Source organism: Oceanobacillus senegalensis, from assembly GCF_900176885.1.
GTDB classification, from domain to species: Bacteria; Bacillota; Bacilli; order Bacillales; family Amphibacillaceae; genus Oceanobacillus; species Oceanobacillus senegalensis.
Genome location: NZ_LT839648.1, coordinates 1,166,113 through 1,182,484, shown reverse-complemented (window position 1 = coordinate 1,182,484; position 16,372 = coordinate 1,166,113). Strand labels below are relative to the sequence as shown.

General features: G+C 35.1%; 16 protein-coding genes. 2 read left to right on the top strand and 14 right to left on the bottom strand.

All coding sequences use genetic code 11. The annotated features are described in order from the left end of the window. Window positions 1-63: 63 nt before the first annotated feature. The 13 genes from CAO17_RS05565 to gpr all read right to left on the bottom strand — a co-directional run bounded on the left by CAO17_RS05565 (window position 64) and on the right by gpr (window position 13,966). A complete protein-coding gene (locus tag CAO17_RS05565; RefSeq protein ID WP_085991866.1) occupies window positions 64-510 on the bottom strand; it encodes a GatB/YqeY domain-containing protein in 447 nt (148 codons plus the stop codon). Between the two features lie 15 nt (window positions 511-525). After that, window positions 526-702: a 30S ribosomal protein S21 gene (rpsU, locus tag CAO17_RS05560; protein ID WP_047183793.1), complete on the bottom strand. Its 177-nt coding sequence runs from the start codon at window positions 700-702 to the stop codon at window positions 526-528. 205 nt (window positions 703-907) lie between these two features. Then, a complete protein-coding gene (locus tag CAO17_RS05555; RefSeq protein WP_085991865.1) occupies window positions 908-1,660 on the bottom strand; it encodes a 16S rRNA (uracil(1498)-N(3))-methyltransferase in 753 nt (250 codons plus the stop codon). Between the two features lie 23 nt (window positions 1,661-1,683). Next, on the bottom strand, window positions 1,684-2,622 hold the full coding sequence (gene prmA, locus CAO17_RS05550) for a 50S ribosomal protein L11 methyltransferase (protein ID WP_085991864.1): 939 nt from the start codon (window positions 2,620-2,622) through the stop codon (window positions 1,684-1,686). Between the two features lie 101 nt (window positions 2,623-2,723). Next, window positions 2,724-3,854, bottom strand: a complete 1,131-nt coding sequence (gene dnaJ, locus CAO17_RS05545; RefSeq protein ID WP_085991863.1) for a molecular chaperone DnaJ — start codon at window positions 3,852-3,854, stop codon at window positions 2,724-2,726. A gap of 343 nt (window positions 3,855-4,197) precedes the next feature. Further along, window positions 4,198-6,030 carry a molecular chaperone DnaK gene (gene dnaK / locus CAO17_RS05540; protein ID WP_085991862.1) on the bottom strand — a complete coding sequence of 611 codons (1,833 nt, stop codon included), beginning with the start codon at window positions 6,028-6,030 and terminating at the stop codon, window positions 4,198-4,200. Window positions 6,031-6,063: 33 nt separating this feature from the next. Beyond that, on the bottom strand, window positions 6,064-6,624 hold the full coding sequence (grpE, locus tag CAO17_RS05535; protein ID WP_085991861.1) for a nucleotide exchange factor GrpE: 561 nt from the start codon (window positions 6,622-6,624) through the stop codon (window positions 6,064-6,066). A gap of 127 nt (window positions 6,625-6,751) precedes the next feature. After that, complete coding sequence (gene hrcA, locus CAO17_RS05530) at window positions 6,752-7,783, bottom strand: heat-inducible transcriptional repressor HrcA (RefSeq protein ID WP_085991860.1); 1,032 nt, start codon at window positions 7,781-7,783, stop codon at window positions 6,752-6,754. 90 nt (window positions 7,784-7,873) lie between these two features. Next, window positions 7,874-9,037 carry a radical SAM family heme chaperone HemW gene (gene hemW / locus CAO17_RS05525; protein ID WP_085991859.1) on the bottom strand — a complete coding sequence of 388 codons (1,164 nt, stop codon included), beginning with the start codon at window positions 9,035-9,037 and terminating at the stop codon, window positions 7,874-7,876. Window positions 9,038-9,193: 156 nt separating this feature from the next. Next, window positions 9,194-11,002, bottom strand: coding sequence for a translation elongation factor 4 (gene lepA, locus CAO17_RS05520; protein ID WP_085991858.1), 1,809 nt, complete (start codon window positions 11,000-11,002; stop codon window positions 9,194-9,196). A 238-nt stretch (window positions 11,003-11,240) separates the two neighbouring features. Then, window positions 11,241-11,570 (bottom strand): hypothetical protein, encoded by a 330-nt coding sequence (locus CAO17_RS05515; protein ID WP_218775534.1) that lies wholly within the window; start codon window positions 11,568-11,570, stop codon window positions 11,241-11,243. Then, on the bottom strand, window positions 11,567-12,742 hold the full coding sequence (spoIIP, locus tag CAO17_RS05510; protein ID WP_245831767.1) for a stage II sporulation protein P: 1,176 nt from the start codon (window positions 12,740-12,742) through the stop codon (window positions 11,567-11,569). Before spoIIP ends, CAO17_RS05515 begins: the two co-directional genes overlap by 4 nt. Before the next feature lie 111 nt (window positions 12,743-12,853). After that, the gene (gene gpr, locus CAO17_RS05505; RefSeq protein WP_085991855.1) at window positions 12,854-13,966 is read right to left on the bottom strand and encodes a GPR endopeptidase; all 1,113 of its coding nucleotides are present in this window, start codon (window positions 13,964-13,966) and stop codon (window positions 12,854-12,856) included. A gap of 289 nt (window positions 13,967-14,255) precedes the next feature. Between gpr and rpsT the strand changes: the two genes are divergently transcribed. After that, window positions 14,256-14,522 (top strand): 30S ribosomal protein S20, encoded by a 267-nt coding sequence (gene rpsT / locus CAO17_RS05500; RefSeq protein WP_085991854.1) that lies wholly within the window; start codon window positions 14,256-14,258, stop codon window positions 14,520-14,522. A gap of 110 nt (window positions 14,523-14,632) precedes the next feature. On the opposite strand, the gene holA is transcribed toward rpsT, so the two are convergent. Then, window positions 14,633-15,655, bottom strand: a complete 1,023-nt coding sequence (holA, locus tag CAO17_RS05495; protein WP_085991853.1) for a DNA polymerase III subunit delta — start codon at window positions 15,653-15,655, stop codon at window positions 14,633-14,635. Between the two features lie 450 nt (window positions 15,656-16,105). Here holA and CAO17_RS05490 point away from each other — a divergent pair, with 450 nt between their 5' ends. Beyond that, complete coding sequence (locus CAO17_RS05490) at window positions 16,106-16,240, top strand: YqzM family protein (RefSeq protein WP_085991852.1); 135 nt, start codon at window positions 16,106-16,108, stop codon at window positions 16,238-16,240. Window positions 16,241-16,372: the final 132 nt, after the last annotated feature.

The following is a 16,372-nucleotide window of genomic DNA, read 5'->3' as shown; positions in this document are numbered from 1 at the left end:
TAAAATTTAAACCTTTTTAACGTGTAAAAAAGGCTCTTATCCAAAGATAAGAACCTTTTTCTTTTAATCCAACTGTTGTAATACAGCTTCTTTTATTTGTGAGCCATCAGCCTTCCCTTTTACTTTAGGCATAACTGCACTCATCACTTTACCGATATCTTTTTTTGTTGTAGCATTTACTTCCTGAATCGTTTGCTGAACAATATTCTCTAGCTCTTCAGCTGAAAGCTGTTCAGGCATATATTGTTTAACAACAGATAACTCAGTTTCCATTTTGTTAACAAGATCGTCGCGTCCAGCGGATTTAAATTCTTGGAGGGAATCTTTTCTTTGTTTTACCTCTCTAGACAATATTGTTAATTCTTCGTCTTCTGATAGTATATCTTTACCAAGCTTTATCGATTCATTCTGTATTGAAGCCTTAATCATGCGAATGACACTTAAGGTTTCTTTATCCTTATTCTTCATCGCTTGCTTCATATCTTGGTTCAAAGTATCGAGTAATGACATGAATCTGCACCTTCTTTAGTATTTACGCTTTCTAGCAGCCTCAGATTTCTTCTTACGGCGTACGCTAGGTTTTTCATAGTATTCACGCTTACGATATTCAGATAGTGTACCACTTTTTGACACACTACGTTTAAAGCGACGAAGAGCATCTTCAAGAGACTCGTTTTTACGAACGCGAGTTGTATTTGACATGCTAATTTCCCTCCCTCCGAAGCACAAAACCAAAATTATAAGGCATATGTATCCATATCTCACATGCCACTTTAAAGTATAATATAATACTATCAATTGGTCAACTAATTATTTTAAGAAACATCTAAGAATAATAAATGTCTTGGAAAATATTAAAGTGAACAGTCATTATAAAAGTCGGACAAATTTTTTCTATTTATGTACATTAACCCATTTCTTCAAAGTGATAGGAAATGGCCGCTAGTGCATATAATGGAGCTGTTTCCGAACGTAATATTCGTGGACCTAACCGTACTGCATGAAAATTATTATCTTTTAGTAAGGCGATTTCTTCTTCTGTGAACCCACCTTCTGGTCCAACGCATACTAGTATTTTCTGTCCATTTCCCATCCGGCTCAATATCGAGCCAAATGTATGATATTTCTTTGTTTTGGCTTCTTCCTCATAAGCAATTATTTTAAAGTCATATTCTGAACTTTCTTTTAGTAGTTCAGACATTCCTATGGGCGCTTTTACTTCTGGTATTTTATTCCGATGACATTGCTCACTAGCTTCTTTAACTATTTTTTTAAAACGCTTTACCTTCTTCTCCGCCTTTTTATCATCCCATACAACGATAGTCCTATCTGACTTTAATGGAATAAAAGCATTTGCACCTAATTCAGTTCCCTTTTGTAATACTAAATCGAATTTATCCCCTTTAGGAATACCTTGAGCAATTGTAACATGTACAGGGAGTTCTACATGTTGTTCAATCCATTGAAGTATAGCAGCTTTAACATAATTATTACTCGTTTCTAGAATTTCACATACTGCCGCCTCCCCATTTGGATGATTACAAATTATTTGGTCTCCAGATGTTAGACGCATAACCCTTGTCATGTGGTGTACATCATCACCCTCAATATGAACGTTGCTTTCTTCCCAGAAATTCGCTGGAATAAAATATCGTTGCAATGTTTGCACCTACTCTTCTCGTTTTAAACCTTCTTAGCTACAATGGATACCCAATCTTCCATTTCATTAACAACTATTATTTCAAATCCTTGTTTCATTAAACTATCTTTAACTAGTTGTTTTTTATTCTGAATAATTCCTGATGTAATAAACAAACCACCGTTATTAAGGTTTTTCCATGCATCATCTACAAATTGTATAATAATCTCAGCTAAAATATTTGAAACTATAATGTCAGATTTTATATTTACATCATTTAACAGATTGTTTTGCTTAGCTTCAATTGCTTTATTCAGTTGATTAAGTTTCGCATTTTGCATCGTACTCTTCACAGCTATATCGTCCAAATCAAAGGCATAAACCTTCTCAGCACCTAAAAGAGCAGATGCGATACTCAACACACCGGAACCACTACCTACATCCATTACAACATCTCCCGGTTGCAAATATTGTTCTAATGCCTGCATACTCAGAACAGTTGTCGGATGGGTACCTGTTCCAAAAGCCATCCCTGGATCTAGTTCAATTATAATCTCATCACTAGATACAGGTGCGTATTCCTCCCAAGTCGGTTTAATTGTAATTCTTTTTGAGATTTTTACTGGATGGTAGTACTTTTTCCAAGCTGTAGCCCATTCTTTTTCATTTACTTCACTTAATGTAACCTTATTTTTTCCAACATCAATATCATAGGTAAGAAGGTTATTAATGGCTTGTTTAATCTCCTCAACTGTCTCACTTAGAAAACTATTAACAGGAAGATATGCTTTAATCCGGACACCTTCTTCAGGGTAATCGTCTGGATTAAGTTCATATATTTCCCCAAATGGTGACTCCATGGAAGCAACTAGATCTTGAGGATCCTCTATAACTAAACCACTCGCACCTGTTTCATGTAAGATATTAGATATTGGCTCAACTGCTTCATTCGTTGTCTCAATACAAATTTCTGACCACTTCAATTCTGATCCACCCATTTCTTAAATACTTATTTGGGAAAACTAAATATGTATGGAAATGATTCTTTCAATAAGCACATATGAAAGAATCATTTATATATTATTTATTCGTTGTGGTTTTTAAAGGCATTTTTAAAACGTTGGAAAAGAGAACTGTCCTCTTCTTCTGTCACATCATTGCCTCGTAAATCACTAAACTCACGTAATAACTCTTTCTCTCTATCCGATAATTTAGTTGGAGTAACAACGCGAACCCTAATTAATTGATCGCCTTGTCCGCGACCACGTACATTAGGTGCCCCTTTTCCTCTTAAACGGAACAATTTACCTGTTTGTGTTCCAGCAGGGACTTTTAATTTTACTTTCCCATGAACGGTTGGTACTTCTAACTCATCACCAAGGGCAGCCTGTGCAAAATTGATTGGTAATTCACAATAAATGTTGTCACCCTCACGTTCAAAAAAGTCATGTGGTTTTATTTGTATAACAACAAATAAATCACCAGCCGGCCCACCATTTTTACCAGGTTCTCCTTTACCTGTCACACGGATTTGCTGTCCTTCATCAATGCCAGCAGGAATTTTAATATGGATTTTCTTATTTTTCTTAACTTTACCGGAGCCACCACAAGTACCACATTTATCTTGAATCATTTTCCCGGATCCACCACAATAATGACATACTCTACGGTTTACCACTTTACCGAATGGTGTATTTTGTTCTTGGTTCAGTTGACCCGAACCGTGGCAATGGGAACAAGTGTCAACTTTTGTACCAGGTTTCGCACCAGAACCACTACACGTTTCACAGGTCTCTTCCCTCGGAATACGTATATCGGTTTCTTTACCAAATATTGCTTCTTCGAAATCTAAAACCATTGTATATTGTAAATCTGCTCCTTGTTGTGGAGCATTCGGATCACGTCTTCTTCCTCCACCAAAGAACATATCAAATATATCTCCAAAACCACCAAAGTCTTCGGCTCCACCACCAAAGCCACCGAACCCTTGACCACTTGTTCCAGCATGACCAAATTGATCATATTGAGCTCGCTTATTCTCGTCACTTAAAACTTCATAAGCTTCCTTTACCTCTTTAAATTTATCCGCTGCATTTTCTTCTTTACTAACATCTGGATGGTATTTTCTAGCTAACTTACGATAAGCTTTTTTTATTTCATCTTTTGAGGCACCTTTTTCAATTCCCAGTACCTCATAATAATCACGCTTACTCATTGCAAAATCACTCTCCCGACACACTTTAGCATACGTTTTATATTATCATCATTTGACTTAGGTTAGCAAATAAACTTGATTCATTTTCATTCACATATTCTATTTTTGGAACTGCATTTTAAGTGAAGGATGCTTTCTGTATTTCCGTAGCGATATTTCCATACCCATAATCTGAACATGTTATTACGCATAACACTTTGATTTTGCTACAAAAAACAACAAAAACTACTAAAACAACCTTAGTAAAAAAGTCAAAGTCAAGATAGTCCTGACTTTGACTTTTTCTAGGAATCGAAAGCTAATAATTATTATATGATAATAATTAACCCATGCTCTCTAATCATTATTTATTATCTTTATCGTCATCTACTTCTTGATAATCAGCATCTACAACATCATCAGCATCATTTGCAGCTTGATCTCCTTGGGCTGCTTGCGCTTGTGCTTGTGCTTGCTCATATAGTTTGACAGATAATTGTTGTACTTGTTCTTGAAGTGCTTCTTTTTTCTCTTTAATTTGTTCAATATCGTTAGCTTCTAACGCTTGTTTCAATTCATCCTTGGCAGATTCTGCTTTTTGCTTTTCTTCTTCAGAAACCTGTTCACCAAGGTCCTTTAATGTTTTATCAGTGGTAAATACTAACTGATCTGCTTCATTACGAAGGTCTATTTCCTCACGACGTTTCTTATCTTCTTCCGCATTCTCCTCAGCCTCTTTAACCATGCGATCTACTTCTTCATCAGATAGGCCAGAGGAAGATTTGATTGTAATGGATTGCTCTTTATTCGTTCCTAAATCTTTCGCACGAACATTAACAATACCGTTTGCATCAATATCAAAGGATACCTCAATTTGAGGAACACCACGCGGAGCTGGTGGAATATCTGTTAATTGGAAACGGCCAAGTGTTTTATTATCCGCAGCCATTTCTCTTTCCCCTTGTAATACGTGAATATCTACAGCTGTTTGGTTATCTGCAGCCGTTGAGAACACTTGAGAGTGACTTGTTGGGATTGTAGTATTACGCTCAATTAATTTTGTAGATACGCCCCCCATTGTCTCAATACCAAGTGATAATGGAGTTACATCAAGTAATAGAACATCTTTTACATCACCTTGTAAAACCCCACCTTGAATTGCTGCACCTAATGCAACCACTTCGTCTGGGTTCACGCCTTTAGAAGGTTCTTTACCGATTTCGTTTTTAATTGCTTCTTGTACTGCTGGAATACGAGTAGATCCACCAACTAAGAGAACTTTATTAATATCATTATTACTAAATCCAGCATCAGACAAAGCTTTACGTGTTGGAACCATTGTACGCTCTACTAATTCTGATGATAACTCTTCAAATTTTGCACGAGTAATGGTCATTTCTAAGTGTAATGGTCCTGCTTCACCCGCTGTGATAAACGGAAGAGAAACTTGAGTTTGCGTTACACCAGAAAGATCCTTTTTAGCTTTCTCAGCAGCATCTTTTAAACGTTGCGTTGCCATCTTATCTTGTGACAAATCAATACCGTTTTCTTTCTTGAATTCCTGTACCATGTAGTCAATAATAACTTGGTCAAAGTCATCTCCACCTAGACGGTTATCACCTGCTGTTGCAACCACTTCAAATGTACCGTCACCAATATCAAGGATAGATACGTCAAATGTACCACCACCAAGGTCATAAACTAATAATGTTTGATCTTCTTCCTCCTTATCAATACCATACGCTAGAGCTGCTGCTGTTGGCTCATTGATGATACGTTCTACTTCTAGCCCAGCAATTTTACCAGCATCTTTTGTTGCTTGACGCTCAGCATCATTAAAATATGCAGGAACAGTAATTACTGCTTTATCAACTGTTTCACCAATATAGTCTTCTGCATAAGATTTAATGTGTTGAAGAATGATTGCAGATACTTCTTGTGGAGTGTATTCTTTATCCTCAATTTTCACTTTGTAGTCCGTACCCATATGGCGTTTGATAGATTGAATTGTATTAGGGTTTGTGATTGCTTGACGTTTAGCAACCTCTCCTACTTGTCTTTCACCATTTTTAAAAGCTACTACAGATGGTGTTGTACGATTCCCTTCAGGATTTGGGATGACTACTGCTTCCCCACCTTCCATTACTGACACACATGAATTAGTTGTACCTAAGTCAATTCCGATTATTTTACCCATAACGTTATGTTCCTCCTTAGTTACTGTTATGTTTTATTTATTAACCTTTACCATTGCCGGTCGAATAACTCTGTCTTTAAGTATATATCCTTTTTGTAGTTCTTCAACTATTACATTAGATTCAAATGTTTCATCCTCTACCTGCATTACAGCGTGATGAACATTAGGGTCGAACTCCTTACCTTCAGATTCTATTGGTTCCACACCCTGTGATTTTAAAGCTTCAACTAGCTGCTTGTAGACCATAGTTATTCCTTCAATCAAGTTCTTTGTTTCATCTGTAACTTCAACTTGTAATGCACGCTCAAAATTATCAAGTGCTGGCAATAACTCGTTGGCCAGATCTTGGGATTTATACTTTCTATCAGCTTCTCTTTCTTTTAAGGTGCGTTTTTTATAATTATCAAATTCAGCTTGTAGTCGTAACAGGCGTTGATAAGTATCATTTTTTTCAGCCTTTAATGTTTCTACTTGACTTTCAAGTTCTTTAAAAGAATCTTGGTCAATATTATCCGTAGCTTCAGAATGATTTTTATTATCCACTACCTCTTCTTGGTTCGTTTCTTCGTTAATTGCTTTGTTTGTTTCTTCCATGACTGCCACCTCCATTTATAAGAATAGGTTATACCCTTTATGAAACATATTTACATGATTACATACTAACTTAAAGCACACTCCAAAATGTGGCAGGTATTACCCTACCACATTTTTTTGATGATTCCTATTCAGAAGACTTATACCATTTATAAAATGCTTCTGACATTTCTTTGGAAAGGCTGGATAGAATGGTTATCACCTTACGATATTCCATTCTAGTAGGGCCTAGCAATGCAATAGTACCTAGTTGCTCTTCACCTAATTGATAGGTAGCAGTGATTAAGCTTAAATCCTTTATGGCCTCTACTTCATTCTCATTACCAATGGATACGCCAATACCATGCTTTGTATTTTTTAACAAATTAGCTATTTCATTTTCATTTTCCATCATGGTATAAAAGGATCTAATCTTGTCAACATCATTAAATTCAGGTTGCATGAGTATATTAGATTTTCCACCTATATACAGCTTTACAGGATGTTCTTGTAAAAATATAGCCTGTAAATAGTCAAAGGATTTATCAAAGTCGCGAATATGTTTTCCCATTATACCAGCAACTTCTTTTTGAAAAACTTCTACCAAATGTAGAATGGGAACCCCCCGCAGACGGTCATTAAGTATATTCACCATTTTCTCCAGTTCTGATGGTTGGATTTCATTAGGTATGGTAAATGTACGATGTTCTACATGACCTGTATCGGTTACTAGAATCGCTACCGCAGTATGAGCAGATAAAGTAAGAATCTGTAGCTGCTTAAGCTTCGTCTCACTAAGTTCTGGCCCTAGAATGATGGAAGTATAATTTGTTAACTCAGATAATACCTCTGCTGACATTTGAACAATTTGTTCAAACTCATAGAATCCATCTTCAATAATATTTCTTATTATTTTTATATTATGCTGATTTGAAAACGGAGCGATTACATGATCCACATAATAGCGATACCCTTTTTCAGAGGGAATGCGTCCAGAAGATGAATGAGTTTTTTCAAGAAACCCCATATCTTCTAAATCAGCCATTTCATTTCGAATAGTAGCTGCACTATATGGAATTTTTTCCTTCTTAGAAAGGGCACGAGAGCCAACTGGATGAGCAGTCTCGATGAAATCATCAATAATCATTTGTAACACTAATAATTGCCTTTCTGTTAGCATGATGTTCACCCCTGTTAGCACTCGGTAAATGCGAGTGCTAATGCTAATAATAAATTAACAAATCCTATTTTCTTTGTCAATAATCATGACCTAAATACTTACTAAATCGGTATCCTCTATCATAAATCTTTCAAATACTTTATTAGCTAATAGCATTCCTTTGTCAGTTAGACGGATTGAATCATTTTTTTCATAGAGTAAATCCTGATTAATTAACTCCCCTAACTCTCTTTTAAAGAACGAATCTATTTCAAAACCAAATTTCTTTAAAAATTCGCTTTTACTTATCCCCTTAATTCTACGTAATCCTAAAAATATTTCCTCTTCAATATTCTCTCTTAATGAAATCGTTTCTGTTTGTAAAATAGGCTCCCCATCTTCCATGGCCTTTTTAACATATGCAGGTAACAGTCTTAAATTTGTAATTCGTTTTCCCGGTATATAACCATGGGCACCTGCACCAAATCCATAATAATATCCATTACTCCAATAGGTAAGATTGTGCTTACTCTCATAACCAGGTTTGGCGAAATTACTAATTTCATATTGATTTATTCCATTCTTCTTCATATTTTCTTTTAATATTTCATACATTATTACCTCATCATCTTCCGTCGGGCGATGTAATAAACCTTTTTTATGACGCATATAAAAAACCGTTTTGGGTTCGATTTGCAATCCGTATGTCGCATAATGTGGCAAATTAAATTCTAATGCTTTTTTCAAGGAAGATTGGAACTGCTCAACAGTTTGATGTGGCAAGGCATACATTAAGTCCAGACTAATATTTGAAAAATGCTGTTGCTCGAAAAGGTCAACGGTTTTGTAAACATCTTTCACCCGATGAACCCTTCCTATTTCTTCTAATAGCCGATTATCCATTACTTGGACTCCAAATGATATTCGTGTAATTCCATAATCCTTTAAGAGCTTGGCCTTTTCCTTATCAATATCTCCTGGATTTACTTCTATGGTATACTCCTCACAGTTCTGAACATCGAACTTTTTACTTAAAAATTCTAGAAGAAATTTCAACTGTTCATAGCTTAAAGCAGTAGGGGTACCACCACCTATATAAATCGTACTAATTTTATGGTTCATCCCTTTTATATTAGTATTAATTTCATTTGCTAATGCATACAAATATTCGGTTGCTTTTTTTTCGTTATAGAAGAACTTCACGAAATCACAATAGTGACAAATCTGCGTGCAAAAAGGGATGTGAATATATACCGACTGAACTTGTTGCTTCACTTGTATTCGTTCCTTTCTTAAGGTAATAGGCTTTAACTCTTTGACACATATAGCCTCAAAATAAAAAGGGAAAAACTTAGTGCAGGTGCTTCTAAGTTTTCCCTCCCGCTTTTAATATATTGTTAACTAATTTATCTTACAGTCTTGACTTTCGTCTCAGTCTTCATTCATTTCGAGCACAGCCATGAACGCTTCTTGAGGTACTTCGACAGAACCAACCATCTTCATACGTTTTTTACCTTCTTTTTGTTTTTCCAGCAATTTACGCTTACGGGAAATATCCCCACCATATAATTTTGCAGTAACATCTTTTCGAACTGCTTTGATTGTCGAACGTGCAACTATTTTATTTCCTATTGCAGCTTGAACTGGTACCTCAAATTGCTGTCTTGGAATTAACTCTTTTAATTTATCAACAATCTGTTTGCCTCGACTATAAGCAAAATCTCGATGGACAATAAAGGATAATGCATCAATAGTCTCACCATTAAGTAGAATATCCATTTTCACCAAGTTTGAAGGCTGATATCCAATTAACTCATAATCGAATGATGCATACCCTTTCGTTTGTGATTTCAACTGATCAAAGAAGTCATACACAATTTCTGATAATGGAATATGATAAACTACATTTACCCGTATCTCATCCACATACTGCATATCGACAAAATTCCCACGTTTCTTTTGAGCTATTTCCATAACTGGACCAACAAAATCATTAGGTACCATAATGGTAGCTTCAACATAAGGCTCGCGAATTTCATGAATCACTTGTGGATCAGGCATAACTGACGGATTGTCCACGTTCAACACTTCTCCATCTGTCTTTTCTACTTCGAAAATTACACTTGGAGCTGTTGTAATTAAATTAATATTAAATTCTCTTTCTATACGCTCTTGCAAAATTTCCATATGCAATAACCCTAAAAATCCGCACCTGAATCCAAAACCAAGTGCTTGTGATGTTTCCGGTTCGTACTGTAGTGCCGAATCATTTAACTCCAAACGTTCTAATGCATCACGTAAATCATTGTAATCATTGGAATCAACTGGATAGAGTCCACAAAACACCATCGGATTTAACCTTCTGTATCCAGGAAGTGCTTGCTCAGCAGGGTGTAACGCGTTGGTTATTGTATCCCCAACATGAGTATCCTTCACATCTTTAATGGATGCTGTAATAAATCCAACATCACCTACAGTTAATTCGTTACGAGATGTAGCCTTTGGAGTAAACACTCCTACTTCATTCACTTCAAATTCTTTGCCATTTGCCATCATCCTAATTTTATCGCCAACTTTTACTGTTCCTTCTTTTACACATACATAGGCAATAGCACCACGATAAGAATCATATAGAGAATCAAATATTAGTGCTTTTAACGGTGCATCTGGCTCGCCTGCTGGTTCAGGTATATCCTCCACAATTCGCTCTAAAATTTCCTCAATACCAATATTTGCTTTCGCCGATGCTAAAATTGCTTCGTCACCATCAATTCCAAGAACATCCTCTAATTCTTGTTTCACACGATCAGGATCAGCACTAGGTAGGTCGATTTTATTTATAACTGGGATAATTTCCAAATCATTTTCCATTGCCAAATAAACATTCGCCAAGGTCTGGGCTTCAATGCCTTGTGCAGCATCAACAACTAATATCGCACCTTCACAAGCAGCAAGACTTCTAGAAACTTCATATGTAAAATCCACATGTCCCGGTGTATCTATTAAATGAAATAGATATTCCTCGCCGTCTTTACTGGTATATTTTAATTGAACAGCATTTAATTTTATCGTTATACCTCTTTCCCGTTCTAATTCCATACCATCCAATAATTGTTCTTTCATTTCCCTTTTTGAAACAGTTTCTGTATTTTCTAAAATTCTATCAGCTAATGTCGATTTCCCGTGATCAATATGAGCTATAATCGAAAAATTACGTACTTTCCTTTGTTTGTTCCCCATTTTGATGTTCACTCCTACATGTCCTTTATCAATTTTGATAAAAGATTAAAATATTTAGAAGGGTATCCAATAAGAATGATTATAGCAATTGAAATCAATATATTCAATCTAGAACCTATAAATAGAAATAAGAGCAGAAAACATCCCAGCCCCCCCTCCACGCTTATCAGGGAATAGGGATTGTGTTTTCTGCCCCTACTTCAATATACTAAAATCCGTTCGTTTATTACCTCACTATTTAGAAGAATATTTCGGCTATTTGGTAAAGAATACCCACAACTAATTCAAAAAAGCCTTGTACACTTGTTTCCAAAAAAGATGCGGTATTTTGTGTAAGCTGTATATTATTTTCCATATCCATAACATCCTCTTTTACTGTCTGTGGTGTTTCTACTTCGACCTTTTCCATATGTTTTTCGAGACTAGCGGTCGTCTCTAATTGTTCTACTTTATTGCTATTATTATTTGCTTGTAGATTATTATTTGTTGAATTCATTCCATATAGAGTGCCAGATAGAAAAAATACAGCTAACAATAATAAAATAACAACCGAACGGATCATTTTCATTCCTCCTGAGAATTACTATCTACTTCTTCTGCATCCCAATAATAATCACTAAATACTTCTGCTACAATATCAGCTGTTCGATATAATTCATCTAAATTATTTCCTACACCACCAAATTCGATTAATACTGCATTTTCAGATAAATCCTGATTAAACACCCCATTAGTACCTGCCCCACCTTTAGGTAGTACCCCCCTACTCAGTCCAGGGTATTTTTCCTCAAACAAGTAATGTAATTCCGTAGCCAATTCTAAATTTTTCTCATAATTTGCATGTTCTTTTCCAACAACAAACATAATTTTTGCGTAAGACTTTCCATCCATTTCCATAGTCGTATGCTCCCTAGGCATAGCATCTCGGTGTATATCAAACACGAATTGTATATCTTTATTTCCGGCTATTGCTTCTTCTACTACTCCCCTTGCAGCATCATAGGATTGATGATACTCCCAACCTTTTTTATTTAATAGATTTCCAATATCCGCATCTTCAACCTCTGTTCCAATCCCTTTTGCTTCAAGAGATTTTGCTAAGCGTTCACTAACCTTTGTTATATTCACTTCAGAATGATGGGCTAAATTTGGGTCTGTTTCATCGGGTAAATGCGGTAAAAAAGACTCCCGATTATGAGAATTATAAAGATAAACAACTTCTCTTTCACCAGTAGTAGGCATATTTTCATCTTGTTTTTGTTCGACATTATCATTTTCTTCTGTTTCCACCACTGCCTCTCTATCCTTTAGCACTTCTTCCAATGGTGGCGAGGATTCATATGGAAGGTTAGTATAATCTGTCCCCTCACCAGCAATTAAAATTTGATTATCATAAATTGAAAATCCTGGTATCTCATTTCCCAGTAAGCTTCTAGGATCATTAGGCTTAATACTTGTTGCTACCTGAAACAGAGAAGAGGATAAGCTAGGAAATTGATTTTCTTCTGGAAGTGCCTGCTTAAAACCTCTGTTCTCCATTCCAATTAAATTTAAAAAGACGGAACTATCAATATCACTAGTCCATTTAGTAATCATTTCAGATGAAATTCGATATGCAGGCTGTATGGTAGTGAGTAATCCAATTAAAATAAATAAAACAGCTAAGCTAACTAGATACAGTCCACTTCTTTTATAAAAAAGATATGTTCGCCTTTTGATATCTCCATATTTCGAAGCCACTCTTCCACCTCTTTCTGATGTCATCCATACTTAACTCTATGAACGGCTATCAGAGAGTAGAACAGTTACTATCTATTTTTTTTATAAAAGTTAATAGAAATTTATGAGATTTCACCGGGAGTAGGAGGCAAAATTTGTAATATCAACTTTCTCATGTAAGGCTGCATTAATCCCTTCCGCAAGTAAACTAGCCATATCTATCATAAATCCATCTACTTCCTTTGGTGTTACCATTAAATTATTTCCAGACGGTGTTAATACCTCCTGAATTAGTTTTCTTTTTTCTTCTTCCGATAAAGTTCCTACTATTCCCATAAACGTTTTTCTTTTTTCTTCATCTGGTAAATCCTCATCCGTTAATTTTTCTCCCCCAAATGCCATACCTGCAGGGGATAATGCTTTGGAAGGACGATCCTTTTCCTTCCACTCTCTTCCAAAATGCTTTAGAATATAATCTATCGTATCACTTGTAATCGTAACAGCATCGACGACCGTAGGAACACCTATTGCTATGACCGGTACTCCTAGTGTCTTCTTACTTAATTCCTTCCTCTTATTCCCAACCCCAGATCCAGGATGAATTCCGGAATCAGATAATTGAATGGTTTCATTCACACGTTCAACGGACCTTGAAGCTAAAGCATCGATTGCTATGACAAAATCAGGCTTAGCCTTCTCTACAATCCCAAAGATAATATCACTAGTTTCAATACCTGTAACCCCCATTACACCGGGAGTAACTGCTGCTACAGGTCGATAACCTTCTGAAACACTTTCAAACTGAAGTTTAAATAAATGACTTGTAACAAGTGTTTTTTCAGCAGTCATCGGACCGAGTGCATCTGGTGTGACATTCCAGTTACCTAACCCAACGATAAGCCCCATGCCATCCTTTGGTATATTATTTTTTTCAACCAATTCCTCCAGTTCTTTTGCTAAAATTTTTGCTGCATTTTCCTGGCGTTTGGTATCTTGCCTTTTCACACCATCTGCATAAATAGTTACATAAGAACCTGGTTTTTTCCCTATTAATTCAGCACCATCTTCGTCTATATCTACGTAGGAAATTTTAATATCATCTTGATGTCTTTCCTTAAATGTTACACCTTTTATCTCGTCCTCCTTTTTTTGTTCTGAATTAACATACATATCCTTAGCTTCTACGGCTAAATCGGTTCTTACTTGAAAGGCTTTCAAATTTTCATCTTTTTTGGTTTCATCCATTATAATGACATCCTTTCCAAACATCTTATTTATTAGAATGAACAAGAAAACTAAAATCATACAACATGTATGAAAAGCTTGTAAAAGCTACAGCACACAATAGATTGAATATTCAAATTCAGGGAATAATATCCTAATTACTAACAAAGATATTGAAATACACCACTTCCTCTGGTAAAATAACCTTTGTTAACTTTCAAAGTTATTGATTTGGTAGACTATATTTAAATGAAGAATCTTCTATGGATGTTAATGAAGTCTAACCGTGTCCTACTAGGAGGTGAAATACATGGCAAATATTAAATCTGCAATTAAACGTGTTGAAACAAACAATAAAAAACGTTCAGCTAATCAAGCTCAAAAATCTGAAATGCGTACTGCTATTAAGAATGTAGAGAAATTAGTTGAAGCAAAAGATTTAGAAAACGCGAAAGCTGCTCTTAAAGATACAGTGAAGCAAATTGATAAAGCTGTTCAAAAAGGGATTATCCATAAAAACAATGGAAAACGTCAAAAATCACGTCTAGCTGAAAAAGTTAATAATCTTGGAGCATAATTGCTCTAATGCTTAACTGATAATGCATAAAAAAAACGATCCAATACGGATCGTTTTTTTATGCCTATTCGTTTTATTCATACTTCACAGTTTACATTAGAAAAAGCTCTTCAAGCTACTTGAATTAAATGATGTAACAACAGCTCAAATGCAAGTTGTTTTTCCATTTTCCCTTGCTTCATAACAGCATCCGTTTCTGCAAGCCTGTCCATAATGGATTGCAGTTTTTCCACTGTAAATTGCCTTTCTCTACTCATAGCAATTTTAATTACATAAGGGTGAACCCCCAACTGTTTTTGCATTTGAAATTGACTATATCCCTTTTGTCTTAATAACTTCACTCGTAATATGGTACGAAACTGAAAAGCAAGTAACCCAATTAAAGCAATAGGTTCCTCGTTCATTTTATCAAGATCTCTATAAATCGAAATTGCTCTATGCATATCTCTAGCAATTACCGCGTCTACTAAACGTAAAGAAGAGCTATTGGAAGTATGAGATATTAAATTTTCAACCATATCTTTTGTTACATGACCATCTTCACCAACGTATAGAGCAAACTTTTTTAATTCCTGCTCTAATAATTGAAGATTTGTGGAAAGCTCACTCTCAATAACTTCGTATGCACCATCATCCATCGTAATATTGAATTGTTGAACTAAAGATTTAATCCAGCCTTTAACATCTTTTTCCTTAATAGGCTCACAATTTGCTACAGCGGCTTTTCGTTTTAAGAGTTTACTTATTTTTTTCCGTTCATCCAGCTTTTCATAAGGTGCAATAATAAGCAATATGGAATAATCAACAGGATTTTCCAAATAGACATCCAATACATCTAAATTGTGTTCAAATGGCAACTTATCTGGTTTTGTCTTTAAAAAAACTGGATTATTAGCAATAATTAATTTCTTATCACCAAAAAATGGATAGGTTTCAACATCAGCAATTACTTCTTGTATGGGAATTTCCTCTAAATCGAAAATAGACAGATTTTCTTTATCCGATCCTAATACTCGATTAACTATTTCCTTTCTAATAGTGTCAATTAAATAATTTTCCGTTCCATAGAGAAGATAGACAGGAGCAATTTGATTTTTTTTTACTTCTTTTAACAATTCTATGTATGTCGACATCTTTTTCACTCCATTACAAAATGAACTTTTTTACTTTTTAGTTCATTTTTTATATACATATATGGTAAATTGTATATAAAGGAATAGCAAGAAGTAAGTGGAGGGAAATTTCACCACCTTTAATACCCATTGAATTTCCCTCCAGATCTATATGAACGCTTAACACTTAGCTCTAGAAACTAAATGTTAAAGCGATATTTGCTTATAGCTTATGCGTTCTTAGCAAAAGTATAGTTGTTAAGTCTTTCTAGTTAAGTAAGAATGTATAAATTTATTCCCTGTTAATGGATGGAAATGGAAGTAAGTCATATCTTTTTTCGTTTATAATAAACTAAACAAAAGTACTTTCTTGGTCTACTCAACTGTCCCAACATTTGTGACAATCTTTATACATAAGTAGATTTTTTAGTTTATTTGCTATATACTATTGATGAAATAGGAGGGGTAATTGTGAACGAATTCGAAAATAATCCACAATCAAGAAATAACGATGTAGTTGATTCCATTAAAGGATTTCTAGGTTCATTTATTTTCTTTGTAGGGATATTTACTATTGGTGTCATCATCAGTGTGGTTGGTGGCTAATCGATTGTTTACAGAGGATGAATATTTTTCATATTCCACTCGCATATGAAAGAGACTGATGTATAGACAGTCTCTTTTTTATTTTTCATCTGGTGATGTAGATTGTTCATTCAATTTAATTTCCATAACTGT

Coding starts and splice junctions, on each gene's coding strand:
- holA (WP_085991853.1), bottom strand. CDS start 15,655: ATGTCGACATACATAGAATTGTTAAAAGAAGTAAAAAAAAATCAAATT.
- gpr (WP_085991855.1), bottom strand. CDS start 13,966: ATGGATGAAACCAAAAAAGATGAAAATTTGAAAGCCTTTCAAGTAAGA.
- rpsT (WP_085991854.1), top strand. CDS start 14,256: ATGGCAAATATTAAATCTGCAATTAAACGTGTTGAAACAAACAATAAA.
- dnaK (WP_085991862.1), bottom strand. CDS start 6,030: ATGGGTAAAATAATCGGAATTGACTTAGGTACAACTAATTCATGTGTG.
- dnaJ (WP_085991863.1), bottom strand. CDS start 3,854: ATGAGTAAGCGTGATTATTATGAGGTACTGGGAATTGAAAAAGGTGCC.
- hrcA (WP_085991860.1), bottom strand. CDS start 7,783: ATGCTAACAGAAAGGCAATTATTAGTGTTACAAATGATTATTGATGAT.
- grpE (WP_085991861.1), bottom strand. CDS start 6,624: ATGGAAGAAACAAACAAAGCAATTAACGAAGAAACGAACCAAGAAGAG.
- lepA (WP_085991858.1), bottom strand. CDS start 11,002: ATGGGGAACAAACAAAGGAAAGTACGTAATTTTTCGATTATAGCTCAT.
- rpsU (WP_047183793.1), bottom strand. CDS start 702: ATGTCAAATACAACTCGCGTTCGTAAAAACGAGTCTCTTGAAGATGCT.
- CAO17_RS05565 (WP_085991866.1), bottom strand. CDS start 510: ATGTCATTACTCGATACTTTGAACCAAGATATGAAGCAAGCGATGAAG.
- CAO17_RS05515 (WP_218775534.1), bottom strand. CDS start 11,570: ATGAAAATGATCCGTTCGGTTGTTATTTTATTATTGTTAGCTGTATTT.